The organism is Cellulomonas sp. plas2, assembly GCF_057221735.1.
This window is the reverse complement of the sequence record NZ_CM170155.1, coordinates 3542473-3566051: the sequence shown is the minus strand read 5'-3', so window position 1 is coordinate 3566051 and position 23579 is coordinate 3542473. Positions and strand designations below refer to the sequence as shown.

Sequence of the window (23579 nt, the reverse complement as noted above, 5' to 3'; positions counted from 1 at the left end):
ACCAGGATAGCGGTCCGTCAGGTCGTGGGGAGGTCTGCGAGCACCTCGGCCCGCAGGCGACGGACCGCTCCGGCCCCGTCGGTCGGGCGGCCGAGGCCGTAGCCCTGCGCGAAGTCGCACCCTGCGGCGCGGACGGCGGCGAGCTCCGCCTCGGTCTCCACCCCCTCGGCGATGGTGACGAGCCCGAAGGCACGGGCGAGGGCGACGACCGCGTCCAGCACCTCCCGGCCCTGGGGCGTGACCGCGGCGCGCACGAAGAGCATGTCGATCTTGACCGTGTCGACGGGCAGCGCGCCGAGCCGGGACAGGGAGGAGTACCCCGTCCCGAAGTCGTCGACGGCGATCCGGCAGCCGAGCGCGCCCAGCCGTCCCACCTCCCGCGCCGCCGGCCCCTCGTCCTGCGCCAGCGCGGTCTCCGTGACCTCGACCGCCAGGCGGTCGCCGCGCAGGCCGTGCCGGCGCAGGGCGGCCCCGACCCGGCCCGCCAGGCCCTCGTCCGCGAGCTCGGAGGCCGCGACGTTGACGCCGACCCGGATGCGCTCGGGCACGGGTCCCGCGGCGACCCAACCCGCCAGGTCGGCGCACGCGCGCTCCAGCACCGCGTCCGTCAGGCGCCTCGACAGCCCCGCCGCCTCGGCCGCGGGCACGAAGACCGACGGCGGCACCGGCCCGACGCCCGGCCGGTCCCACCGCGCCAGCGCCTCGAAGGCCATGAGCGCACCGTCCGCGACGCGCACGATGGGCTGGTACGCCAGCTCGACCTGGCCCTCGTCGAGCGCCACGACGAGGGCCGCGCGGAGCTCGAGGTCCGCCGACGTCGACTGCCGGAGCGCCGGGCTGAAGACCTCGACGCCGTTCTTGCCGTGCTGCTTCACCGCGTACATCGCGACGTCCGCCGCGCGCAGCAGCTCCGTCGTCGTGGGCGTGGCCTCGTCGCCGGTGAGCAGGGCGACGCCCACGCTGGCGCCGAGGGCGAGGCGCCGGCCGCCGACGCAGAACGGCGCGGCGAGGGACTCGCGCACGCGCTGGGCCGTGCGGACGGCGTCGCGGGCGGCGGACCCGAGGAGCAGGACGGCGAACTCGTCGCCGCCCAGCCGCACGGGGGTCGCGTCGCCCCGGTGCGGGGCGAGCACCGCGCGGAGGCGTCCGGCGATGTCGACGAGCACCTCGTCGCCTGCGGCGTGGCCCAGCGAGTCGTTGACGTCCTTGAAGTCGTCGAGGTCGAGGAAGACCACGGCCAGGGCGCGTCCGTCGGTCCCGTGCGCCTCCAGGGCGGCCGCCAGGCGCTCGCGCAGGCGCTCGCGGTTGGCCAGCCCGGTCAGGGCGTCGTGCCACGCCTGCTCCCGGAGCCGGGCCTCCGTCGCGGCCAGGCGGCGGACGAGCGCCCGGTTCTCGGCGAGGGTCAGGCTCTGCCGCAGCAGGACGAGGACGACGACGACGCCGGCGGTCACGGCCTCGGGGAGGGCCACCGCGCCGCGCCATTCCTGGAGCGCGAGCGTCACCGCGGCGGGCCCGATGAGGACGTAGGGCGTGTAGAGGACGGTCGACCGGGTCGTGCCGACGGTGTGGCGCGTGCTCGTGCCGTCGTACACGACGGTCGCCAGCGCCAGCAGGGCGAACCCGGGCGCCGCCCCGAGCGCGGGGGCCCCGACGAGCCCTGCGACGCCGGCCGCCCCGACGAGGAGGATGCCCGCGGCCGTCAGGGCGGGCATGAGGCGCCGGTCCGGCGGCATCTCGCTCAGCGCCACGCCGGCGCACATCGACGCCGCGGCGACGGTCCCGAAGGCGGCCCCCAGGAGCGCCGGCAGACCAGGGATCCCGTGGTCCGGCGTCGGCCACACCCCGCCGAGCACGGCGGCCCAGGCGACGACGAACACGCTGGCCGCCCCGACGACGCCGTCGACCGCCAGGCGCACCCGCGTGAGCGTGCTGCTGGCGTGCGAGGCGAGCCACCACGCCGCCGCGTGACCGACGGGGAAGGCGACCGCGCCGACGGCGGCCAGGGCGGCCGGCCACCCGGCGGCCGCCACGACCGGGACGAGCAGCCACGCCGCGCTCGCGACCGCGTTGGCGCGCCAGGCGCTGCGGCTGCGCGGCCCACCGGCGCGGCGGGACGCCACGAGCGCGGCGAGCACCGCGACGACGGCGGCGCCGGCGTCGAGGGCGAGCCCGGCCGGCCCGGCGCCGACGCGCCAGCGCAGCAGGCACAGGCAGACGAGGGCCACGGCCGCAGCCGCCACCCCCGTCACAGGTCCCCGGCGCCACCGCCGTCCCGTACCGCGCACCCGTCGCACCCCCTGCGACCACCTATCGACCGCCGGGCCGTCGGGACTTGAGGGGAGGGGCGGGCGCCACCACGACCGCGTGCCGGGATCGCCCGATCGGGCGATCCGCGCACGCGATCCGACACGCGAGACCGGGCAGGGCGTCAGGCCCTCGGGGGATCGGCGCACAGGAGGCCGCCGAGCCGGCGCCACCCCGGGCGCGGCAGGATGGGCGTGTGCCCGCTCCGGAGGTCCTGCGGCTGGCCGGGACGACGGCACTGCTGCTGCTCGTGGCGGTGGCCGCGGCGACCTGGGCCCGTACGGGCGGTGTCCGCGACCTCGTCGTGGCGGTGGTGCGAGGGGCGGCGCAGCTCGCACTCGTCGCGGCGGTCATCGGCTGGGTGTTCCGCCACCCGGGTGCGGTGGCGCCGTACCTGCTCGTCATGGTGGTCGTCGCGACGGCCACGGCCACGCGGCGCATCGGGCACGGTCCCGCCCTGGCGCCGCACGTCGCGGCGGCGGTGGCGTCGGGAGCCGCGGTGGTGGTGGTCGTCGCCGTGGGCACCGGCGAGGTGCCGCTGGACGCCCCGACGCTGCTGCCCTACGCGGCGCAGGTGATCGGCGGTGCGATGGTCGCCGCGGCGCTGGCGGGGCAGCGGCTGCGCGACGACGTCCGTGACCGGTGGGACGAGGTCGAGGGCTGGCTGGCGCTGGGGGCGCAGACCGGGCAGGCGGTGGCCCCGCTCGCCCGCCGGGCCGCGGCGCGCGCGCTCGTGCCCGCCGTCGACCAGACCCGCAGCGCCGGCCTCGTCACCCTGCCGGGCGCGTTCGTCGGGCTGCTGCTCGGCGGCGCGAGCCCGTGGCAGGCGGCGGAGCTGCAGGTGCTCGTCCTCGTCGGGATGCTCGCGGCCGAGGCGGTGTCCGCCGCCGTCCTCGTTCGCCTCGTCGGACCGGTGCTGGCCTCGACCCGCCCCCACCCGTGACGGGACCACCGGTCAGAGCACGAAGCGGTCCACCAGGCGGGAGAGCTCGCCCGACAGGTCCTCCAGCTCGCGGGCGGCCGTCGTCGTCTGCTGCGCGACCTCGGTCGTCAGGGCGGCCGTGGTCGCCACCTCGCCGATCGTGGTGGCGATGTCGCGGGAACCGTCGGCGGCCTCGGTGACGGACCGGCCGATCGCGGCCGTCGTCGCGGTCTGCTGCTCGGCGGCCGCCGCGATGGTCGCCTGCGACTCGTCGACCTGCTCGATGATCGCGGCGATGGTCGTGATGGCCTCCACGGCGGACCGCGTGTCCGAGCGGATGGCGTCGATCCGCCGGGCGATGTCGTCCGTCGCCGCCGCGGTCTGGCCCGCGAGCGCCTTGACCTCGCCGGCGACGACCGCGAAGCCCTTGCCGGCCTCCCCGGCGCGGGCCGCCTCGATGGTGGCGTTGAGCGCCAGCAGGTTCGTCTGCTCCGCGATCTGCGAGATCGTCCGCAGCACCTCGCCGACCTCGGCCGAGGAGTCGCCGAGCTGGGCGACCGCCGTCCGCGCCTGCTCGGCGACGCGCACGGCCTCCCCGGCCACGGCGGCGGCGGAGGAGGTGCTCCGCGCGATGTCGGCGATGGAGCTGCTCATCTCGTCGGTCCCCCCGGCGACGGTGGCGACGTGCGCGGACACCTGCGTCGCCGTGGCGGCGACGTGCTCGGCGCGCGAGGCCGACGACTCCGCCGCCGTGCGCATCTGTGCGGAGACCGTGGACAGCTGCGCCGAGGAGTCGCCCAGGCGGTCGGCGCTGCGACCCATCGCGCCGATCGCCTCCGACAGCCGGTCCATCGCCCGGTCGAGCGCTGTCCCCATGCGCCCGACCTCGTCACCACCCTCGGTGCGCAGCCGCGCGTCGAGCCGTCCCTCCGCCAGCCCGTCCAGCACCTCCACGGTCCGGCGCAGCCGCCCCGTGACCGAGCGGGTGATGAGGACGCCGGCGACGACCTGGGCCGCGACGCCGGCGACCGTGCCGAGCGCGATGAGCGCCACCGCCACGGCCCGGGCGCGGTCGGCGCGCTCGTTGACGGCCTCGGCGTGCTCGGTCAGCCGGTCGCCGATCGACGGCAGTCCCGCCTCCAACGAGTCGAACGCGGCGGCGAAGACGGGCAGACCCTCCTGCGCGCCTGCCGGGTCGGCGACCGCGGCGTCGACCACGGCCGTCGCGGCCGCGACGTAGGCGTCGACCTCGGGGAGCACCGCCTCGACCGCGGCGTCGACCTCGGGCGTCAGGTGCTGGTCGAGCACGTCGGCGAGGGTGCCCCGCAGCTCTGCCGCGTGGCCCTCGAGCTCGTCGGCCGCCGAGGACCGCTGGGCGGGGTCGTCGAGGAACGACTGCAGGACGTCGGCGCGGATGGCGTCGTGGAACATGTCGGCCGTCGTGGCCGCGCGCACGCCGGCGTCGGCGGCGAGCAGGGCGCGCTGGTCCGCCCGCGTGGAGGCGAGGGTGGTCAGCCCGACGGTGCCGAGCACCGCCATCGCCACGAGCCCGATGAGCACGACGACCGCGAGCTTGCGGCCCAGCGGCAGGTCCTGGAGCGCCCGCACGGGCAGGGCGGAGCGGCTGCGACCCACGGTGGTCCCCTCTCGGTCGGCGCACGGCCTCGGGGACCGGTGCTCGGCCACCTGCCCATCGCCCGCCGTCGCCCGCACCTGAGTCCTTGGTCCCTGTCACCGTGACCCGGACCGTGAGCCGGACCCGTGAGCACGCGGCGACGTCGGTGACGGACGCGCGGGCCGTGCGAGTGTGGTCGGCATGACGACCGACGCCCCGATCGACCCGCACGTCCGCACCAGCGCCACCGTGCCGAACCTCCGCGACGTCGGCGGCCGCGCGACGGCGGAGGGCGGCGCGGTCCCGACCGGTCTGCTGTTCCGGTCGGGCGACCTCGCGGACCCCGGCGTGGCCGCCGACGAGGCCGTCGCGGCGCTGCGGCTGGCGGCCGTCGTCGACCTGCGGACGGCCGCCGAGGTGGCGCAGCGCCCGGACCACGTGCCCGCCGGCGTCGCCCGCACGCACCTCGACGTGCTGGCGGACCAGCCGGGCGACGCGGCCGCGCAGATCGCGCACCTCCTGGGCGCCCCGGGCGCCGCACCCGCCGAGCCGGTCGTGCTCGACGCCGCCGCGCACATGCGCGAGACCTACCGCGACCTCGTCCTGTCCGGCTCGGCGCGCCGGGGCTACGCGGCGTTCCTGCGGACGCTGCTCGGCGCGGACGGGCGGCCGGTGCTGGTGCACTGCACCGCCGGCAAGGACCGCACGGGGTGGGCGGTGACGCTCGTGCTCGAGCTCGCGGGCGTCGACGAGGCCGGCGTGCTCGAGGAGTACCTCGCGGTGCGGCCCGCCGTCGCGACGATGTTCGCGCCGCTGCTGGAGCGCGTGGCGGCGGCCGGGCTCGACCCGGCGCTCGTCGCCCCCATGGTCGAGGTGCGCGAGGAGTACCTGGACACGGCGCGTGCCGTGCGCGCCGAGCAGTACGGCACGGCGGACGGGTACCTCACCGAGGGGCTCGGGCTGTCCGACGACGAGGTCGCCGCGCTGCGGGCGCTCCTGCGCGGCTGACCCCCCGACGCGCCGACGGCGCCGGCCCCCGCGGGGACCGGCGCCGTCGTGGGTGCGGCGGCGACCGGGGCGTCAGCCCTTGACCGCGCCGGCGGTGAGGCCGCGGACGAAGAACCGCTGCATCGTGAGGAAGATGAGGATCGGCACGATCATCGACAGGAAGCCGCCCGCGGTGACGAGCTGCCACCCCTGGCCCTGCTGCCCGATGAGGCTGTTCACCGCGATCGTGATCGGCGCGTTCTCCCCGGAGCCGAGGAACACGAGGGCGACGAGCAGGTCGTTCCAGACCCAGAGGAACTGGAAGATCGCGAAGGACGCCAGCGCCGGCACCGACATCGGCAGGATGAGCCGCCAGAACGTGGAGAAGTGGCTGGCCCCGTCGATCTTCGCCGACTCGATGACCTCCCGCGGCAGCGTGGCCATGTAGTTGCGCAGGATGTAGACCGCCAACGACATGCCGAACCCGATGTGCGCGAGCCACGCGGCGGGGAACGTGCCGTTGATGCCGAGCTCCCCGTACAGGCGCAGCAGCGGCACGAAGGCGACGAAGTTCGGCACCACCAGCAGGCTGATGATGACGAAGAACAGCACGTCCCGGCCCGGGAACTCCATGAACGCGAAGGCGTAGGCGGCGAACGCGGCGATGAGGATGGGGATGATCGTCGCGGGCAGCGCGATGGCGAAGCTGTTCGTGAACGCCCGCGCCAGGTTCGCCTGGTCGAGCACCTGGGCGTAGTTGTCGAGCGTGAACGCGCCCCACGTCGACGGGTCGAGGAAGACCGTCCACCAGCCGCTGCTGTTGGCCGCGTCCCGCGTGCGGAACGAGGTGATGAGCAGCCCGAGGACGGGGACGAACCACGCGAGGGCCAGCACCAGCACCGCGAGCTTGGCGAGCGGGTTGGCGCGGCCCTGCTCGTCCCCGCCCTTCGAGCGGCGCTGCCGGCGGGCGGTGCCGCCGCGCCGGACCTGGTCGGGCAGCCGCGGGGGGACCTGCACGGTCGTGCTCATCGGGTCGCTCCTTCGCTGCGGGCGTGGCGGATCTGGAACACGAGCACGGGCAGGATCGCCACGAGCAGCATGACGACGATCGCCGCCGCATGACCGTTGTTGAAGTTCGTGAACAGCTCGTTGAAGAACTGTGTGCCGATGATGTTCGTGTTGTAGTTGCCGTTCGTCATCACGTAGACGATGTCGAAGATCTTCATGACGCCGATGAGGACCGTGATGTAGACGGTGATGACGGTGCCCCAGATCTGCGGCACCACGACGCGGAAGAACACCTGCACCTCGCTCGCACCGTCGATGCGCGCCGCCTCCAGGGTGTCGCCCGGGACCCCCTTGATGGCCGCCGACAGCAGGACCATGGAGAAGCCGACCTGCGCCCAGAGGAAGATCACCATGAGCAGGAAGCTGTTGAGCCGGCCCTGGGACAGCTGCAGCCAGGCCACCGGCGTGCCGCCGAAGGCGGTCACCACGCCGTTGAGCAGGCCGACCTGGTCCTGGGTGGGCGGGTTGGCGGCGTACATGAGCCGCCAGATGGTGCCGGCGCCGACGGCGCTGATGGCCATCGGCAGGAAGAAGATCGTCTTGGCGCTCTTCTCGGCCCGCGGTCGGAACCGGTCGGTGAGCACCGCGATGAGCAGGCCGGCGATGATCGTGATGACGGGTGCGAAGGCGATCCACAGCAGCGTGTTGAGCAGGGTGCTGCGGAACGCGTTGCTGCTCAGCAGGTTCGTGTAGTTGTCGAGCCCGACGAACTGCGTCGAGCTCGCGTTGGCGAAGCTGTACACGATGGTCTGGACCGTCGGGTAGATGAGGTACAGCCCGATCGCGGCGAACGCGGGCAGGATGTACAGGTACGGCTTGACGCGGTGCTCCCACTTCCCGGGGAGCAGCTCCGCGATCTTGTTGAGGACGTAGTACAGGACCAGCGCGCCACCGATGCCGTAGATCACGGTGAGCAGGGCGTTGATGATCTTGATGGTCACAGGGCGCCTCCCTTCGGACGTGGGGACGGACGGACGCCGGGACCCGGCGCGGCGGCGTCTGCGTGCGCGCCGCGCCGGGCCCCGGCGGGTGCCGTCAGCTGGTGGGCCAGCTCTGGTCGATGTTGGTCAGCGTGGTGTCGAGGTCCTGCTGCCCGCTGATCCAGGACGTCATGTCCCGCCAGAACGAGCCGGACCCGACCGCGCCCGGCATGGAGTCGGAGCCGTCGAAGGCGAACGCCGTCGCGTCGTAGGCGACCTGCGCGATGTCCGCGACCGTCTGCGAGGGGTAGTTGCTCGGGTCGAAGTCGGTGCGGGGGGAGATGAACGACCCGGCCTGCGCCGCCTCGGCGCCGAAGCCCTCGGAGCTCATGTACTCGATGACCTGCTTCGCCGCGTCGGACTCGACGAGCATCGCGGCGAGGTCGCCACCACCCTCGACGGGGTTGTCGCCGCCGGCCTCGGCCGGCGGGAAGCCGAAGACGCCGACACGGTTGTCGATGTCGGCCAGCACGTCGTCGGGGAAGAAGCCCGAGGCGGCGATGAAGTTGCCCTGCTTGTACATCATGCAGCCGGGGGGCGTCTCGAACATGGGGTTGCCGGCGGTGCCGAAGTTGTTCGAGGCGATGGACTGGCGCCCGCCGAGCACGTTGCCCTCGGTGAAGGCGATCTGCTCGAAGGTCGCGGCGGCCTGCCGGACGAGGTCGGAGTCGAACTTGATCTCGTTCGTCAGCCACTGGTTGTACTGCTCGACCCCGCCGTACTTGAGCACGAGCTCCTCCATCCAGTCCGTGGCGGGCCAGCCCGTGGCCGTGCCGGACTCGATGCCCAGGCACCAGGGGGCGGTGCCGGACTCGCGGATGGTGTCGGTGAGAGCCAGCAGGTCGTCGATGGACTCCGGCGCGGTGTAGCCGGCCTCCTCGAACGGGCCCTTGGGGTAGAACACGAGGCTCTTGACGTTCATGGAGACCAGCAGGCCGTAGAGGCTGCCGTCGCGGGTGCCCACGTCGAGCGTGCCGGCTGTGTAGACCTCCTCGAGCGCCGGCACGTCGACGACGTCGTCGAGCGGCAGCACCGAGCCGCGGTCGACGAGGTCCATCAGCACGCCGGGCTGCGGGAACATCGCGATGTCGGGCAGGTCGTTGCCCTGCACGCGCGTGTTGATGAGCTGGTTGAAGTTGTCCGAGGGCGACCACTCGATGGTGATGCCGTTCTCCTCGGCCCACGGGTCCACGGACGCCTGGAAGTTCTCGAGCTGGGCGCCGGTGAAGCCGAGCATGATCTCGACGGTGTTGTCACCGCCGTCACCGCCGGCGTTCCCCCCGCCACCGCCGCCGCCGTCCCCCTCGGACGCGAGGCATCCGGTCGTCAGGGCGGCGACGGCCAGGACCGTCGTCGTGGCCAGGAAGGGTGTGCGGAACCGCATCGTGCATCTCCGATCGTCGCTGAGGAGATCCCGTCGGGCGCTGCGTCGCGCGGGACGGGTCCGTGCTCGTGGTGGTGCCGGCTCGGTGGGCTGCCCGCCGCGGCGCGCGTCCCTGCGCGCCGGCCTGCGACTACACCGATTTAGTCCCACCCTCGCGCGCCTGGTCAAGCGCGTCAAGCCGGCGCTATATCGTTTTGGTAACGCCAGCAGGCCCGGCGGTACCCTCGCCCCATGGGAGCAGGTCTGCCACCTCGGGCGGGCGCCACGAGAGGCCGCACGACGCTCGACGACGTCGCGCGCAGCACCGGCGTCTCGCGCACCACGGTCTCCTTCGTGCTCAACGACCGCCCCAACTCGGGCATCCCGGAGGGCACGCGCGCGCGGGTGCTCGAGGCGGCCGCCTCCCTGGGGTACCGTCCCAACCGCCTCGCCCGGAACCTGCGGCTGCAGCGCACGGGCTCCTTGGGCCTGTACGTCCCCGACGAGAACCTCGACGCGCACTTCCCCGTGGGGCTGGCCTACCTCCAGCCGCTGCTGCACGCGGCGGAGGAACGGGGGTGCCAGGTCGTCACGTTCACGGGCGGCACCGACCCCGTGGGCCGCTACGCCGACCTCGTCGCGGCGCACGCCGTCGACGGCTTCGTGCTCACGGACTCCGCCGTCGACGACCCCCGCGCGCGCTACCTCGACTCGGTGGGCATGCCCTTCTCCTCCATCGGCCGCACGTCGGGAGCGCTCCCACAGCGGTGGGTCGACATCGACAACGCCGCGGCCATCGGCCTCGCCGTCGATCACCTCGTCGCCCTGGGGCACCGCCGCATCGCCTACCTCGGGCCGGGTCGGTCGCACTACTGGTGGGCGGAGCGCGTCGACGGCTTCCGCGCGGCGATGGCGCGCCACGGCCTGCCCGTCCCGCCGGGCTGGGTGGCCTCCGGGGACGACGACGAGCTGCAGGCGGTCGCGACGCACCTGCTGGCACGGCCGGACCGGCCGACCGCGGTCGTGACGCCGGGCGACGCGGCGGCCGTGCCGGTCTACCGGGCCTGCGCGCGCGCCGGCCTGGTGGTCGGCCCCGACCTGTCGGTGACGGGGTTCGACCCGCTCCTGTGGATGCTCGACCCGGCCCTCACCACGCTCACCGTCGACCACGACCTCATGGCCCGCACCGCGGTGGACGCCTGCCTGCGCGCGGTGGAGGGTCTGCCGGACGCGACCGCCGGGACCTACGTCGAGGTTCACCTGCGTCCGGGCAGCAGCACGGCGCCCCCGCCGGTGCCCTGACGCGCGCCGACCGCGTGGCCGTCCGCGTGGCCGTCAGGCCGGGTCGGGCCGGAACCGGTAGCCCGTGCCCTGCTCCGTCAGCAGGTAGCGCGGCGCGGACGGCTCGGGCTCGAGCTTCTTGCGCAGCTGCGACAGGTACAGCCGCAGGTACCCCGAGCTCGTCTGGTGCTGGGTGCCCCAGATCTCGGTGAGGATCGTCTGCCGGGTGACGAGCCGGCCGGGGTTGCGGACGAGGATCTCCAGGACCTGCCACTCCGTCGGCGTCAGGTGCACCGCGCCGACGCCCGCCCGCGTCACGAGCCGCAGCGCCAGGTCGACCGCGACGTCGCCGAACGTCACCACGGGGGCGTCGCCCTCGGCCGGTGCCGAGCGGCGGGCCAGCGCGCGCAGGCGGGCCAGGAGCTCGTCGAGGTCGAAGGGCTTGGTGACGTAGTCGTCGGCCCCGGCGTCGAGGGCCTCCACCTTGTCGTCCGACCCGGCGCGCCCGGACACGACGAGGACCGGCGCCTGCGTCCACCCCCGCAGGGACCGGATGAGCCCGAGCCGCGGCATGCCCAGGTCGACGAGGTAGAGGTCGGGGCGCTGGGCCCCCCGCCATCCCCTCCGACGCGCGGGCGGGACGCGGCACGACGAGGATCGCTGCGTGAGCACGCCCCCCGGTCCCTGGTCGATGGACGACGCGATGACCTACGGCCGCGGGCTGCTGCGCGGCGAGCAGGCCGCCGACGGACCAGGGCCGAACGGGTGGTCCGGGTCCTCCCGCGTTGTCCGGGTCGTCCGGTGCCGACGAGCATCGACGGGTGCCCACCGACCCGCACCTCGGCCCGCCCCCCGCCGACCCGCCCGCCGTGACCGCCCTGCGCGGCGCGGGCGCCCGTGCGCAAAGCCTCGCGGCACCCGTGGTGCCGGCCCTCGTCGGGCTGCTCGGGGGGCAGGACGTCGCGCTCGAGCGCGAGCGGCTGCGCCGGCGCCGCGTGGTGCGCCTGCTGCTGGCCGTCGTCGCGGCCGAGGCGTGGGTGGTCAGCCGCCAGCTCACGGGTCGGCCGGTGCTGCCCGCGCTGCCGACCGTCGACCCGCTGGTGGCCGTGCCGGTCCTGTTCTTCGTCGCGCTGCTGGGCGTCCTCGTCCTCACGCAGGTCGGCACCTCGCGCTCGCCGCACGTGGTGTACCGCCCCGACCAGGTGGACGTCCGGCTCGACGACGTCATCGGCATCGACCCGGTCGTCGAGGACGTGCGGCGCTCGCTCGACCTGTTCCACGCACACCGGCAGTTCGCCGCGGAGATGGGCGGGACGCCGCGGCGGGGGCTGCTCTTCGAGGGGCCGCCCGGCACGGGCAAGACGCTGACGGCCAAGGCGATGGCCGCCGAGGCCGGGGTGCCGTTCCTGTTCGTGTCCGCCACGTCGTTCCAGTCCATGTACTACGGCGCCACCGCGAAGAAGATCCGGGCGTACTTCCGCGCCCTGCGCCGCACCGCGCGCGCCGAGGGCGGCGCCATCGGGTTCATCGAGGAGATCGACGCGATCGCCATGGCGCGCGGCGGCCTGCTCGCGTCCGCGACGGGCACCTCCCGCGGGGCGGTCGTCGCGCGCGCCATCAGCGAGGGCACGGGCGGCGTGGTCAACGAGCTGCTCGTGCAGCTCCAGTCGTTCGACGAGCCCACCGGCGCGGACCGCGTCGCCAACGCCGGGCTCGGCGTGCTCAACCGGTTCCTGCCAACGCACCGGCGCGTCCCGCTGCGCCGCCCGCCGCGCGTGCCGGTCCTGCTCATCGCGGCGACCAACCGCGCCGACCACCTCGACCCGGCGCTGCTGCGCCCCGGCCGCTTCGACCGGCGCCTCACCTTCGACCCGCCGGACGCGGCCGGGCGGCGCGCGCTCGTCGACCACTTCCTGGCCCGGCGCGCGCACGACGCGACGCTCGACGACCCCCGCGCGCGCGACCGCGTGGCGGCGGCCACCAACGGCTGGACGCCGGTCATGGTCGAGCACCTGCTCGACGAGGCGCTCGTCGCCGCCCTGCGCCGCGGCGCCCGCGCGATGTCGGCGGCCGACGTGGAGTCCGCCCGCCTGACGGAGCTCGTCGGCCTCGGCCAGCCCGTCGGCTACACGCTCGCGGAGCAGCGGCTCATCGCCACCCACGAGGCCGGGCACGCCGCGGTCGCCTGGCTCGTCGCCCCCAACCGCACGCTCGAGGTCCTCACCATCGTCAAGCGCGGCCGCGCCCTCGGCTTGCTCGCGCACGACGACTGCGAGGAGGTGTGGACGCGCTCGCGGACGGACCTGCGCGCGCTCGTGCAGATCGCGATGGGCGGCTGGGTGGCCGAGGAGCTGTTCTTCGGCGAGACGACGACGGGGCCGGCCTCCGACCTCGCGGCGGCCACGCGGACCGCCGCGGAGATGGTCGGCGCCGCCGGGATGGCGGGCACGCTCGTCTCCTTCGCCGCGACCGGGCAGGACCTCGTGCCGGCCGTGCTCGCCGACCCGCAGGCGCGCGAGCAGCTCGAGACGGTCCTCCAGGACGCCCGCACCGCCGTGCGCCGGCTGCTGGCCGAGCACCGCCACCTCGTCGAGGCGCTGCGCGACGCCCTGCTGGACCGGCACGAGCTCGTCGGGCGCGAGATCACGGACGTGCTGCGCGCCGCTGAGGACGCCCACGGCGACCTGCGGGTGCCCCACCTGCGCTGAGGCGTCTCGAGACGCATCCGGACGCCGGACGTATCAGGATCGCCGCCGCCGGCTCCTGGGGGTCGTGAGCCGGTGGCGCAGGGCCGCCGGCACGACGGCCACGCAGGTGGCGGCGAGGAGCACGTCATGGACGGCAAGTTCGTGTTCGGCGGCGAGGGCGCGAAGATCCCGGGGACGGACCTGGGCCTGTCCTTCACCCTGTTCAAGGTGTTCCTGCGCCCCACGGGCGGCACGTGGCGCGGCTACACCACCGCGTCGAACGAGGGCCTGCTCGGGGCGGCGGTCATCGAGTCGCCGGTCGTGGAGTTCGTCATGACGGACCTCGAGGACGAGCTGCCCTTCGAGGACCTGCACGCGGCGCCGGTCGACGTGACGATCGACAGCACGCCCTTCGTCGGCAGCGGCGGCACGGCGAGCCTCACGCTGAAGCGGCGCAGCAACGACGGCGTGCCCGAGAAGTCCCTGACCTTCTTCTCCGACGAGTGCGACGGCGCGTCCGCGGCCGTGGGCTCGATCCACTTCCGCGCGACGCTGCTGCAGCTGCCCGAGGAGGAGTGGGACCCGAGCGGCTTCTCCTTCGTGCCCTGGTGATCCGGCCGCTCGAGCGGGAGCGCGGCCGGCCGGCCGAGCCGCACCTGGCAGGCTGGTCGCATGCAGCTGCGCATCTTCACCGAGCCCCAGCAGGGCGCGACGTACGACGACCTCCTCGCGGTGGCCCGGGCCACCGAGGACCTCGGCTTCGACGCGTTCTTCCGCTCCGACCACTACCTGACGATGGGCGGCGACGGCCTGCCCGGCCCGACGGACGCGTGGACGACGCTCGCCGGCCTGGCGCGCGACACCTCCCGCATCCGCCTCGGCACGCTCGTCTCCTCCGCCACGTTCCGGCACCCCGGGGTGCTGGCCATCCAGGTGGCGCAGGTGGACCAGATGTCGGGCGGGCGCGTCGAGCTGGGGCTCGGTGCGGGCTGGTTCGCCGCCGAGCACGCGGCGTACGGCATCCCGTTCCCCGAGAAGCGCTTCGGCCTGCTCACGGAGCAGCTCGAGCTCGTCACCGGCCTGTGGGGCACGCCGATCGGCGAGCGCTACTCGTTCAGCGGCGCGCACTACACGCTCGAGGACTCCCCGGCGCTGCCCAAGCCGGTGCAGACCTCCCCGCTCGACCCGTCCCGCGCCGGCGTGCCGGTCATCGTCGGCGGCCTGGGCCCGCGGCGGACGCCGCGCTCGCGGCGCGGTTCGCGGCCGAGTTCAACCTGTCCTTCCCGGAGCTGGGCGTCGTCGAGGAGAAGCTGCGCACGGTCCGGGCCGCGTGCGAGGAGATCGGCCGCGACCCCGGCACGCTCGTGGAGTCCATCGCGCTCGTCCTGTGCGTCGGGTCCGACGAGGCCGAGTTCACGCGCCGGGCCGCCGCGATCGGCCGGGAGCCCGACGAGCTGCGCGAGCACGGCCTGGCCGGCACGCCGGCGGAGGTCGTCGACCGGCTGGCCGGCCTGCGCGAGCAGGGGATCAGCCGGGCGTACCTGCAGGTGCTGGACCTGACGGACCGGGAGCACCTGGAGCTCGTCGCCGCGGAGGTGGCGCCGCACCTGCGGTGACCGGGCCGGTGCGCGCCCGGTGCACGTCCGCGACGAGCTCGACGACGGTCTCCGCCGTCAGCCACACGAGGGCGACGTTGCGCGCGGCGAGCACGACGGTGCCGGCCACCGCGCCCTGCGTGATGGACGTGTAGACCCACGGGAAGACGACCTGCGTGGCCGCGGCGGTGCCCAGCAGCACCGCCGCGGTCCGCCCCCACCGCGGCAGGCCGACGGTCAGCGCCACCGCGACGGGCGCCGCGAGCCAGCCCACGTACTGCGGCGAGCCCACCTTGTTCGTGACGATGAGCAGCAGCGTGAGCAGCATCGACCCGCGGACGACGAAGGCCAGCCGCACCCGGGCGTGCGCGAAGGCCGCTCCCGTCCGCCGGCGGGCCCACAGCAGGAGGGCGGCCGCGGCCACGACCGCCACGAGCATGACGAGGCCGAGCGCCGCCGCGGCGGTCTCCGCCCCGGCCCCCTCGAGCTGCCACGTCACGAGGCCCTGGTCCATGTACCGGTGGACCGCGTCGGTGACGAGCCCGGCGAGGACCCACGGGGTCGCGCCGACGGCCTCGAGCTGCAGGCCGCGGCCGTCCTGCGCCGACAGGAACGTGGCCACCCGCGGCAGTCCACCACCGGCGGCGACGGCACCAACGACGACCGCGCACACCGCCAGCGCCGGCAGGACCACCTGCCGCACGGGCCGCCGCACGGTCAGCACGAGCGGCAGCAGCAGGGCGCCCGGGGTCACCTTGACCCACGCCCCGACCGTCAGCAGGACCGACGCGAGGCCGGGCGCCCGCCCGGCGCCGACGAGCGCGACCACGGTCAGCGGGGCGACGACGGCGTCGAGCCGCCCCATCGCCACGGGTCCGAGCAGCGCCAGGAACGCGACCCACCACCACGCGCCCCGGGCTCCGGCCGGCCCGCGACCGACCCGCAGCAGGGCGAGCAGCGCGACGGCGTCCGCCGCCGTGATCATCAGGGCCCACGCCAGGCCGTAGCCCGGCCCCTCGCTGGTCCCCCCGAGCGCGGCGACCAGCATCGGCGCCAGCGCGCCGGCGGGGTAGACCCAGGGGTCGTCGAGCACGGGCCACGGGCCGCCCGCGAGCCCGACCCCGACCCAGTACCGGTAGAGCGACAGGTCCCAGAACGCCCGCTCGGGCACGAGGACGACACCGAGCACGAGCAGCCAGCCGTGCACGAGGCCGAAGGCCGCCCAGAGGGCGCGTCGGGAGGCGAGGAGCGCGGCCACCCGTCAGGCGGTCGGGGCGGGGGGCGCGGAGGGGGTCGCGGCGGGCGTCGTGCCGACCAGCGCCTGCTCGAGCGGCACGCACCCCTCGGGCCCGACGAGCGGGGCGGCCGGGTCGAGCGTGATCGTCGCCGGGTCGGCGAGCGTCTCGAACTCCCGCCCGAGCGCCAGGTCCACGGTCCCGTCGGCGCGGGCGTCGAGGACCATCGCCTCGCCCTCGAGCTGGGCGGCCAGCGTGTACGCGGCGGCGGAGCCGGCGGCGCCGTAGGTGATGCGCGCGGCGTTGCTGACCGTGTCGGAGTTGCCGGTGGTCGCGATGACGAAGCCGCGGGCGGTGAGCTCCTGCGCCGTCGTGGCGGCCAGGCCGGTGCGGCCCGCGCCGTTGTAGACGTTGACGGTCACCTGGCCGTAGGGCACCGGCAGCGCGCCGGCGGGCGGGCAGTAGACCGCAGCCGCGGAGGTGGCCGTCGGGGAGGGCGTGCTGAAGGGCCGGTCGAGCCAGCCCAGCGAGAGCGTGCCGGTGTAGACGGCGGCCGACCCCAGCCCCGCGACGGCCAGCGCCGCGAGCAGCACGCCGAAGACGACGGCCTGCCGCTCGTGCATGTGGCGGCGGCGCAGCTGGCGCGCGCGTTCCGGCGTGCTCACCCGACCACCAGGACGCGGGCGTGCAGCACGGGCCGCTGCTGCAGGGCGGCCCGGACGGCCCGGTGCAGCCCGTCCTCGAGGTACAGCACGCCCTCGTACTGCACGACGTGCGCGAACAGGTCCCCGTAGAAGGTCGAGTCCTCCGACAGCAGCGCGTCGAGGTCGAGCGTGCGCTTGGTGGTGACGAGCTCGTCGAGCCGCACCTGCCGCGGCGGGACCGCCGCCCACTGCTTGACCGTCTCCAGGCCGTGGTCCGGGTACGGGCGTCCGTCGCCCACCGCCTTGAAGATCACGGGCCGAGTGTAGGGAACGCCCCGCGCCCGCGGGACCGGTCCGCCCGGCAGGCGACGCGTCTGCACACGATCACCACCGATCGTGACCGGCTCGTGACCCTGCCCACCGTCCAGACCGGCCCGGCTGGTCGGTCGCCCCGGTCTGCACAGAGCGGGTGGTCTGGGTGCTGGCACCTCACTCGGACGGCCTCGGGGCCGATGAGCAGGCACGTGACCGACGTGCTGCTCCCCGGCCCCGCTGCCGCGCCCGCTGCGCACGACGGCGTGCCCGTGGACGGCTCGGTGGGCGGACCGGTCTCGGCGGCCCTCGTCGCCGGCGCGCCTCAGCTCGACGCCTGGTCGGCGGGCGCGGTGACCGCGGGTGACCACGAGCTCGTCGCCGTGCTGCGGGCGGCGGAGGCCGACGCGGCCGTGCTGCGCGCGCGGGCGGAGCTGCTCGGCGGGCGGCCGGGGGCGGCGCGGGCGGCCTTGCGCGAGGCCGGCCACGGGCCTGCGCAGGCGCCGGTCGACTGGGCGGGCCTCGTGGACCTCGCCGCGGTCGCGGCGCTCGGCACGGACGCCTCCGCCCTGCCGCGGCTGCTGGCCGCAGGGTCGGCCCTGCACGGGCAGGCGGCGCGGGAGTGGGTGTGGCTCGTCGGTGCGGCGGCCGAGCAGCGCCGCGAGCACGAGCTGGCTGACCAGGCGTGGCGCGCCCTCGTGCGGGAGCACGGCGTGCGGTCGACGCCCGTCCTGGTGCGGCTGCTCGTCGCCGTCCTGTCCGGCCGGCCGGCGGCTGACGTTCCGGGCGTCGCGGAGTCGGCGCGCGTCGCCGCGGAGGTCGTCGCCGAGACGGACCTGACGACGGGCGAGCGCGTGCGGATGGTCGCCGACGCGGCGGCCCGGCTCGGCGGCCGGGACGACGCCGCGGGTGCGGCCCTGCTGGTGGCGGCCTGCGCCCGCCGGGTCCCTGACCGCGCGGCGTGGGCCGCGGTGGTCGCGCGCTGGGTGCCCGCCCTGCCCTGGACCGTCGTGCTGGGGCCCCTCGCCCCGCGCGGCGACGCCGACGAGCGCGTCCTCGGCCGGCTGCGGCGCCGCGTGCGGGCCGTCCGCGTCCCGGCGCCGGACGCCGTCGCGCTCGTCACGGGCGACGACGACGCCATCGCCTGCGCGTGCTGGGAGCGCTCGGTCCTCGACGGCGTGTCCGCGCAGGTGTACGCCACGCGGCACCTGCGGCCCGCCCGTGTGGCGCTCGGCCCTGCCGTGGAGGGCGCCGCGGCGCTGGCGGGCCTCGTCGTGCGGGCCGTGCGGTGCCCGGTCACGGCGCGGCTCTGGCTCGCGGTCGCCCGCGACGGTGAGCCGGTCCGCCTGCTCCTCGACGGTCCGCCGTCGGAGCCGGCCGCCCCCGCGTCTGTGTCCGCACGCGTGTCCGTGCCCGTGCCCGTGCCAGCGGCGCGTGCGGTGCCGGCGCCGCGCGCGCCCGCCGAGGACGTGCCGGCCGCGACGGCGACCGCAGGGGCCGGCGCGCCGGTCGACGACGGCCGGCCCCTGCCCGGCGGCTACCTCTGACCCGACGCCGCCCGTCGCGTCCCCGCTCGGCGGCTCACCCCTGGTGCCGCGGTGCGTGGCGGTCGAGGAACTCGTACACCTCCGTGGTGTCCACGCCCGGGAAGACGCCGACGGGCAGGGCGGCCAGCAGGGAGGAGTGCGGGCGGGCGCTGGGCCACGCGCGGTCCGACCAGCGGGCGGCGAGCTCGTCGGGCGGGGTGCGGCAGCACGTGGGGTCCGGGCAGCGCGAGGCCGAGCGCTCCGGGGTCTCCCGCCCGCGGAACCAGCGCACGTGCGCGAACGGCACGCCGACGCTGACCGAGAACGCGCCCTGCGACGACGGCTGCACGCGTGAGGTGCACCAGAACGTGCCCGACGAGGTGTCGGTGTACTGGTAGTACGGGCTGAACCGGTCCTCGCGGGTGAACACCACGCGCGCCGTCCACTGCCGGCAGACGGGCTGGCCCTCGATGGCGCCGAGGGGGTCGCTGGGGAACCGCACGCCGTCGTTCTCGTACGCCTTGTGCAGCGTGCCGCCCTCGTGGACCTTCATGAAGTGCACCGGGATGTCCAGGTGCCGCGTCGCGAGGTTGGTGAACCGGTGGGCCGCCGTCTCGTACGGCACCGCGAAGGCGTCGCGCAGGTCCTCCACCGACACCCGTCGCTCGGCCTTCTGCTCCTTGAGCAGCCGCACGGCGCCGGCCTCGGGGAGCATGAGCGCGGCCGCCATGTAGTTGGCCTCGACGCGCTGGCGGAGGAAGTCGGCGTACCCGTCCGGCTCGCCGTGGCCGAGCACGTGACTCGCCAGGGCCTGGAGCAGCGGGGATCGTGAGTCCGACGCGCCGAGGCCGTGCTGCGGCAGGTAGATGCGGCCGTGCGCGAGGTCCGTCACCGTCCGGGTCGAGTGGGGCAGGTCGCTCACGTGGTGGAGCGTGAAGCCCAGGTGCGCGGCGATGTCGGCGGTGGCGCGCTGGCTCAGCGGCCCGCCCTCGTGGCCGACGGCCGCCAGCAGCCGGCGGGCGTGCTCCTCCAGCTCGGGGAAGTGGTTGTCGCGGGCGCGCATCTGCCGCCGCAGCTCGGCGTTCGCGCGCCGGGCCTCCTCCGGCGTGGCGGCGCGCTCGGTCAGCAGGCGCCGCACCTGGGCCTGGAGGGCGACGAGGGCCTCCAGCGCGTCGGACGGCACGGAACGGCCGATCTTCACGGCGGGCACGCCGAGCGAGGACAGCAGCGGACCCCGTTGGGCGCGCTCGAGCTCGACCTCGAGGGCAGCCCGTCGGCTCGGCGGTTCCGGCCGGAGCAGCTCGGCCAGGGGCACGCCGAGGGCCTCGGCGATGGTCTGCAGCAGGGACAGCTTCGGCTCGCGGTGGCCGTTCTCGAGCATCGACACCTGCGACGGCGCGCGCCCGATGGCGGTACCGAGGTCCTCGAGCGTCATGCCGCGCGCGGTGCGCAGGTGCCGCACGCGCCGACCCAGGACCAGCGTGTCGAGCCCTGGACCTGCGGCGGGCTCGTCGGGCGGACGGTTCGTCGTGCGATCGGGTGCACGGTCGGGTGCGGGGGCGGGGCGACCCCGCGTCGGGGTGGTCAGGCGACCCGGCGGCACCGGCGCCGCCGGGAGGAGGGTCGCGGGCCGCGCGGCGCGCGTGGCACGGGTCGGGGTGGGTCCAGCGGTGGGCTGCGCAGGAGTGGGCCGGGTGGTGGGCACGGGGCCGGGCATGCGCGTCGTCGTCGTCGGCATGGCAGAACGGTGGCAGCGCCCACCCCTTCTGTCGAGGAGAAGGACGGCCGATCTTCCGCCGTCCCGGGCCGGGAAGAAGCGGCGCGGCGACCCCACTCTTGCTGTGCCGGCACCGACGCCGGTGCACCACCCCGAACCACCCGGCGGACGCCGGGGCAGCCGACGGAGGCACCCGATGAGCACGCAGACCGGTGACCGGACCCAGACCGCGCTCGAGCTGGCCGCGCAGTGGGACACCGACCCCCGCTGGGCCGGCATCACCCGCGCCCACACCGCGGAGGACGTCGTCGCGCTGCGCGGGTCGGTCGGCGAGGAGCACACGCTGGCCCGCCGCGGGGCCGAGCGCCTGTGGGAGCTCCTGCACAGCCGCACGCACGTGCCGGCCCTCGGCGCCCTCACGGGCAACCAGGCCGTGCAGCAGGTGAAGGCGGGTCTGGAGGCGATCTACCTGTCGGGCTGGCAGGTCGCCGCCGACGCCAACTCGTCGGGCCAGACGTACCCCGACCAGTCCCTGTACCCCGTGAACTCCGTGCCGGCCGTCGTGCGGCGCATCAACAACGCGCTGCTGCGGGCTGACCAGATCGACGTCGCGGAGAACGGTCGCCCGACGCGGGAGTGGATGGCGCCGATCGTGGCGGACGCGGAGGCCGGATTCGGCGGCCCGCTCAACGCCTACGAGCTCATGCACGCGATGATCGCGGCCGGAGCGGCGGGCGTGCACTGGGAGGACCAGCTCTCGTCGGAGAAGAAGTGCGGGCACCTGGGCGGCAAGGTGCTGGTCCCGACGTCGCAGCACGTGCGCACGCTGAACGCGGCGCGGCTGGCAGCGGACGTCGCCGACGTGCCGACGGTCGTCATCGCCCGCACGGACGCTCTCGGCGCCGACCTGCTGACCAGCGACGTCGACCCGCGCGACGCCGAGTTCTGCACGGGCGAGCGGACGGTGGAGGGCTTCTACCGCGTGCGGCCCGGGCTCGACGCGGTCGTCTCCCGCGCCATGGCGTACGCCGAGGTCGCCGATCTGCTGTGGGTGGAGACCGCCACGCCGGACGTCGCGCTCGCGGTCGAGTTCGCCGAGCGGATCCACGAGCGGTTCCCCGGCAAGCTCCTCGCCTACAACTGCTCGCCGTCCTTCAACTGGCGCGCGGCGGTCGACGACGAGCAGATCGCGCGGTTCCAGCGGGAGCTGGCCGGCCACGGGTACGCCTTCCAGTTCATCACCCTGGCCGGCTTCCACGCCCTCAACCACTCGATGTTCGACCTGGCGCACGGGTACGCCCGTGAGGGCATGACCGCCTACGTCGCGCTGCAGGAGGCCGAGTTCGCCTCCGAGGCGCGCGGCTACACCGCCACGCGGCACCAGCGCGAGGTCGGCACCGGCTACTTCGACCGCGTGGCCACCGCCCTCAACCCCGCCAGCGCCACCCTCGCGCTCGCGGGCTCCACCGAGACGGCGCAGTTCGCCCACTGACCCCCGTCGTGCCGTCCCTCGTACCCCGACGTCCACCCGTCCCGCACCCGCGCCGCGGTTCGTCCGCGCCCGTGGTGCCCCCGTGATGCCCCGTGATGCTGAGGAGCCCCGAGATGACCACCACCACGCCCCGACCGACGTCCACCGCCTCGCCCAGCCGCACGCGGTTCCTTCCGCACGCGGCCCTCGCCGTCGTCGGGCCCGCCCTGCCGGACACGCCGCGCATCCTCACCGACGAGGCGCTGTCGTTCCTCGGCGACCTGCACGCCCGGTTCGCGACGACCCGTCACGAGCTGCTCGCGGCCCGCCAGCGCCGGCGGGACGCGGTCTCCAACGGGGAGGACCTGGCCTTCCTGCCGCTCACGGCGCACATCCGCGCCGACCGCACGTGGCGCGTGGCCGGCCCCGGCCCCGGGCTGGAGGACCGGCGCGTCGAGATCACGGGGCCCACCGACCGCAAGATGACGGTCAACGCGCTCAACTCCGGCGCGCAGGTCTGGCTCGCCGACCACGAGGACGCGATGAGCCCGACGTGGGCCAACGTCGTGACGGGTCAGGGCAACCTGTACGACGCCATCCGCGGCCAGGTCGACTTCACCAGCCCCGAGGGCAAGGAGTACCGCGTCGGCCCGACGACGCCGACGATCGTCTTCCGCCCCCGCGGGCTGCACCTGACGGAGAAGCACCTCGTCGTCACGGACCGCGCCGGGCACGACCGGGCGGCCTCCGCGAGCCTCGTCGACGCCGGGCTGTACCTCTTCCACAACGCGCGCGAGCTCGTCGAGCGCGGCCGGGGACCGTACCTGTACCTGCCGAAGCTCGAGAGCCACCGCGAGGCGCGGCTCTGGGACGACGTCTTCCGGTTCACCGAGGCGTACCTGGGGCTGCGGCACGGGACCATCCGCGCGACCGTCCTCATCGAGACCATCACGGCCGCGTTCGAGATGGAGGAGATCCTCTGGGAGCTGCGCGACCACTGCGCGGGGCTGAACGCCGGCCGCTGGGACTACCTGTTCAGCATCATCAAGACGTTCCGCGACCGCGGTGGCCGGTTCACGCTGCCCGACCGGTCGCGGGTGACGATGACGGTGCCCTTCATGCAGGCGTACTCCGAGCTGCTCGTCGCCACGTGCCACCGGCGCGGCGCGCAGGCCATCGGCGGGATGAGCGCCTTCATCCCCAACCGCCGGGACCCGGAGGTGACCGAGCGGGCCATGACGCAGGTGCGCGCCGACAAGCAGCGCGAGGCCGGGCAGGGCTTCGATGGCACGTGGGTGGCGCACCCCGACCTCGTGCCCGTCGCGCGGGCCGTGTTCGACGAGGCGCTCGGCGGCCGCACCGACCAGCGGCACCGGCTGCGGGAGGACGTCGACGTGCGGCCGCGCGACCTGCTCGACGTGCGGGGCGCCGGCGGGTGCGAGCCGGGGGCCGTGACGGACGCGGGCCTGCGCGCGAACGTCAGCGTCGGCGTGCGGTACCTCGAGGCGTGGCTGCGCGGGCTCGGCGCCGTGGCGATCGACGACCTCATGGAGGACGCGGCGACGGCGGAGATCTCGCGCTCCCAGGTGTGGCAGTGGCTGCACGCGGGCGTGGCGACGGCGGAGGGGCACCGCATCACCCGCGCCCACGTGGAGGGCGTGCTCGCCGACGTCGTCGCCGGCCTGCCCCGCAGCGCCGGGGACCGCGTGGAGGAGGCCGCGGAGCTGTTCCGGGAGGTCGCCCTCGGGGAGGAGTTCCCGACCTTCCTCACCGTGGCGGCGTACGCGCAGCACCTCGTGTCGCGGGCCTGATCCCGCGGTGACGGGCACCACGGCGGTCGAGGACGCCGTCGTGGTGCCCGTCACGTGCCCA

At 75.3% G+C, this 23579-nt stretch carries 18 protein-coding genes and 1 pseudogene; 9 read left to right on the top strand and 10 right to left on the bottom strand.

Going from position 1 to position 23579, the window contains the following annotated elements; genetic code table 11:
• Positions 1–17 precede the first annotated feature (17 nt).
• Positions 18–2225, bottom strand: a complete 2208-nt coding sequence (locus tag AC2TDM_RS15855; RefSeq protein ID WP_484635261.1) for a putative bifunctional diguanylate cyclase/phosphodiesterase — start codon at positions 2223–2225, stop codon at positions 18–20.
• Positions 2226–2500: 275 nt separating this feature from the next.
• On the opposite strand from AC2TDM_RS15855, the gene AC2TDM_RS15850 reads away from it, so the two are divergent.
• Positions 2501–3247 carry an ABC transporter permease gene (locus tag AC2TDM_RS15850; RefSeq protein WP_484635260.1) on the top strand — a complete coding sequence of 249 codons (747 nt, stop codon included), beginning with the start codon at positions 2501–2503 and terminating at the stop codon, positions 3245–3247.
• 12 nt (positions 3248–3259) lie between these two features.
• On the opposite strand, the gene AC2TDM_RS15845 is transcribed toward AC2TDM_RS15850, so the two are convergent.
• Positions 3260–4861 (bottom strand): methyl-accepting chemotaxis protein, encoded by a 1602-nt coding sequence (locus AC2TDM_RS15845; protein WP_484635259.1) that lies wholly within the window; start codon positions 4859–4861, stop codon positions 3260–3262.
• Between the two features lie 181 nt (positions 4862–5042).
• On the opposite strand from AC2TDM_RS15845, the gene AC2TDM_RS15840 reads away from it, so the two are divergent.
• Positions 5043–5849: a tyrosine-protein phosphatase gene (locus tag AC2TDM_RS15840; RefSeq protein WP_484635258.1), complete on the top strand. Its 807-nt coding sequence runs from the start codon at positions 5043–5045 to the stop codon at positions 5847–5849.
• Between the two features lie 72 nt (positions 5850–5921).
• Here the strand turns inward: AC2TDM_RS15840 and AC2TDM_RS15835 are convergent, their stop codons facing one another.
• The 3 genes from AC2TDM_RS15835 to AC2TDM_RS15825 all read right to left on the bottom strand — a co-directional run bounded on the left by AC2TDM_RS15835 (position 5922) and on the right by AC2TDM_RS15825 (position 9260).
• The gene (locus AC2TDM_RS15835; RefSeq protein ID WP_090034195.1) at positions 5922–6857 is read right to left on the bottom strand and encodes a carbohydrate ABC transporter permease; all 936 of its coding nucleotides are present in this window, start codon (positions 6855–6857) and stop codon (positions 5922–5924) included.
• Positions 6854–7837: a carbohydrate ABC transporter permease gene (locus tag AC2TDM_RS15830; protein WP_090034196.1), complete on the bottom strand. Its 984-nt coding sequence runs from the start codon at positions 7835–7837 to the stop codon at positions 6854–6856. Before AC2TDM_RS15830 ends, AC2TDM_RS15835 begins: the two co-directional genes overlap by 4 nt.
• A 94-nt stretch (positions 7838–7931) precedes the next feature.
• Complete coding sequence (locus AC2TDM_RS15825) at positions 7932–9260, bottom strand: ABC transporter substrate-binding protein (RefSeq protein ID WP_484635257.1); 1329 nt, start codon at positions 9258–9260, stop codon at positions 7932–7934.
• Positions 9261–9491: 231 nt separating this feature from the next.
• Between AC2TDM_RS15825 and AC2TDM_RS15820 the strand changes: the two genes are divergently transcribed.
• Positions 9492–10541, top strand: a complete 1050-nt coding sequence (locus AC2TDM_RS15820; RefSeq protein ID WP_484635256.1) for a LacI family DNA-binding transcriptional regulator — start codon at positions 9492–9494, stop codon at positions 10539–10541.
• 33 nt (positions 10542–10574) lie between these two features.
• Here the strand turns inward: AC2TDM_RS15820 and AC2TDM_RS15815 are convergent, their stop codons facing one another.
• Positions 10575–11192 carry a winged helix-turn-helix domain-containing protein gene (locus AC2TDM_RS15815; protein ID WP_484635255.1) on the bottom strand — a complete coding sequence of 206 codons (618 nt, stop codon included), beginning with the start codon at positions 11190–11192 and terminating at the stop codon, positions 10575–10577.
• A 149-nt stretch (positions 11193–11341) separates the two neighbouring features.
• On the opposite strand from AC2TDM_RS15815, the gene AC2TDM_RS15810 reads away from it, so the two are divergent.
• From AC2TDM_RS15810 to AC2TDM_RS15800, 3 genes and pseudogenes are all read left to right on the top strand, one after another.
• Positions 11342–13228, top strand: coding sequence for an AAA family ATPase (locus tag AC2TDM_RS15810; RefSeq protein ID WP_484635254.1), 1887 nt, complete (start codon positions 11342–11344; stop codon positions 13226–13228).
• A 126-nt stretch (positions 13229–13354) separates the two neighbouring features.
• A complete protein-coding gene (locus AC2TDM_RS15805; RefSeq protein ID WP_484635253.1) occupies positions 13355–13819 on the top strand; it encodes a hypothetical protein in 465 nt (154 codons plus the stop codon).
• A 60-nt stretch (positions 13820–13879) separates the two neighbouring features.
• Positions 13880–14823 (top strand): annotated as a pseudogene (locus tag AC2TDM_RS15800) (LLM class F420-dependent oxidoreductase).
• Here the strand turns inward: AC2TDM_RS15800 and AC2TDM_RS15795 are convergent.
• The 3 genes from AC2TDM_RS15795 to AC2TDM_RS15785 are packed head-to-tail and all read right to left on the bottom strand — an operon-like array spanning position 14735 to position 16995.
• Entirely contained in the window at positions 14735–16060 is a 1326-nt protein-coding gene (locus AC2TDM_RS15795; protein ID WP_484635252.1) for a glycosyltransferase 87 family protein, read from the bottom strand. The pseudogene AC2TDM_RS15800 and the gene AC2TDM_RS15795 sit on opposite strands and share 89 nt — an antisense overlap.
• 3 nt (positions 16061–16063) lie before the next feature.
• On the bottom strand, positions 16064–16702 hold the full coding sequence (locus AC2TDM_RS15790) for a LytR C-terminal domain-containing protein (protein WP_484635251.1): 639 nt from the start codon (positions 16700–16702) through the stop codon (positions 16064–16066).
• The gene (locus AC2TDM_RS15785) at positions 16699–16995 is read right to left on the bottom strand and encodes a type II toxin-antitoxin system VapB family antitoxin (RefSeq protein WP_484635250.1); all 297 of its coding nucleotides are present in this window, start codon (positions 16993–16995) and stop codon (positions 16699–16701) included. The genes AC2TDM_RS15790 and AC2TDM_RS15785 overlap by 4 nt, the downstream gene beginning before the upstream one ends.
• 210 nt (positions 16996–17205) lie before the next feature.
• Here AC2TDM_RS15785 and AC2TDM_RS15780 point away from each other — a divergent pair, with 210 nt between their 5' ends.
• Positions 17206–18540 (top strand): hypothetical protein, encoded by a 1335-nt coding sequence (locus AC2TDM_RS15780; RefSeq protein WP_484635249.1) that lies wholly within the window; start codon positions 17206–17208, stop codon positions 18538–18540.
• 34 nt (positions 18541–18574) lie between these two features.
• On the opposite strand, the gene AC2TDM_RS15775 is transcribed toward AC2TDM_RS15780, so the two are convergent.
• Complete coding sequence (locus tag AC2TDM_RS15775) at positions 18575–19981, bottom strand: helix-turn-helix domain-containing protein (RefSeq protein ID WP_484635248.1); 1407 nt, start codon at positions 19979–19981, stop codon at positions 18575–18577.
• Positions 19982–20432: 451 nt separating this feature from the next.
• On the opposite strand from AC2TDM_RS15775, the gene aceA reads away from it, so the two are divergent.
• The gene (gene aceA, locus AC2TDM_RS15770; RefSeq protein WP_484635247.1) at positions 20433–21728 is read left to right on the top strand and encodes an isocitrate lyase; all 1296 of its coding nucleotides are present in this window, start codon (positions 20433–20435) and stop codon (positions 21726–21728) included.
• A 113-nt stretch (positions 21729–21841) separates the two neighbouring features.
• Positions 21842–23518 carry a malate synthase A gene (gene aceB, locus AC2TDM_RS15765; protein ID WP_484635246.1) on the top strand — a complete coding sequence of 559 codons (1677 nt, stop codon included), beginning with the start codon at positions 21842–21844 and terminating at the stop codon, positions 23516–23518.
• Positions 23519–23579: the final 61 nt, after the last annotated feature.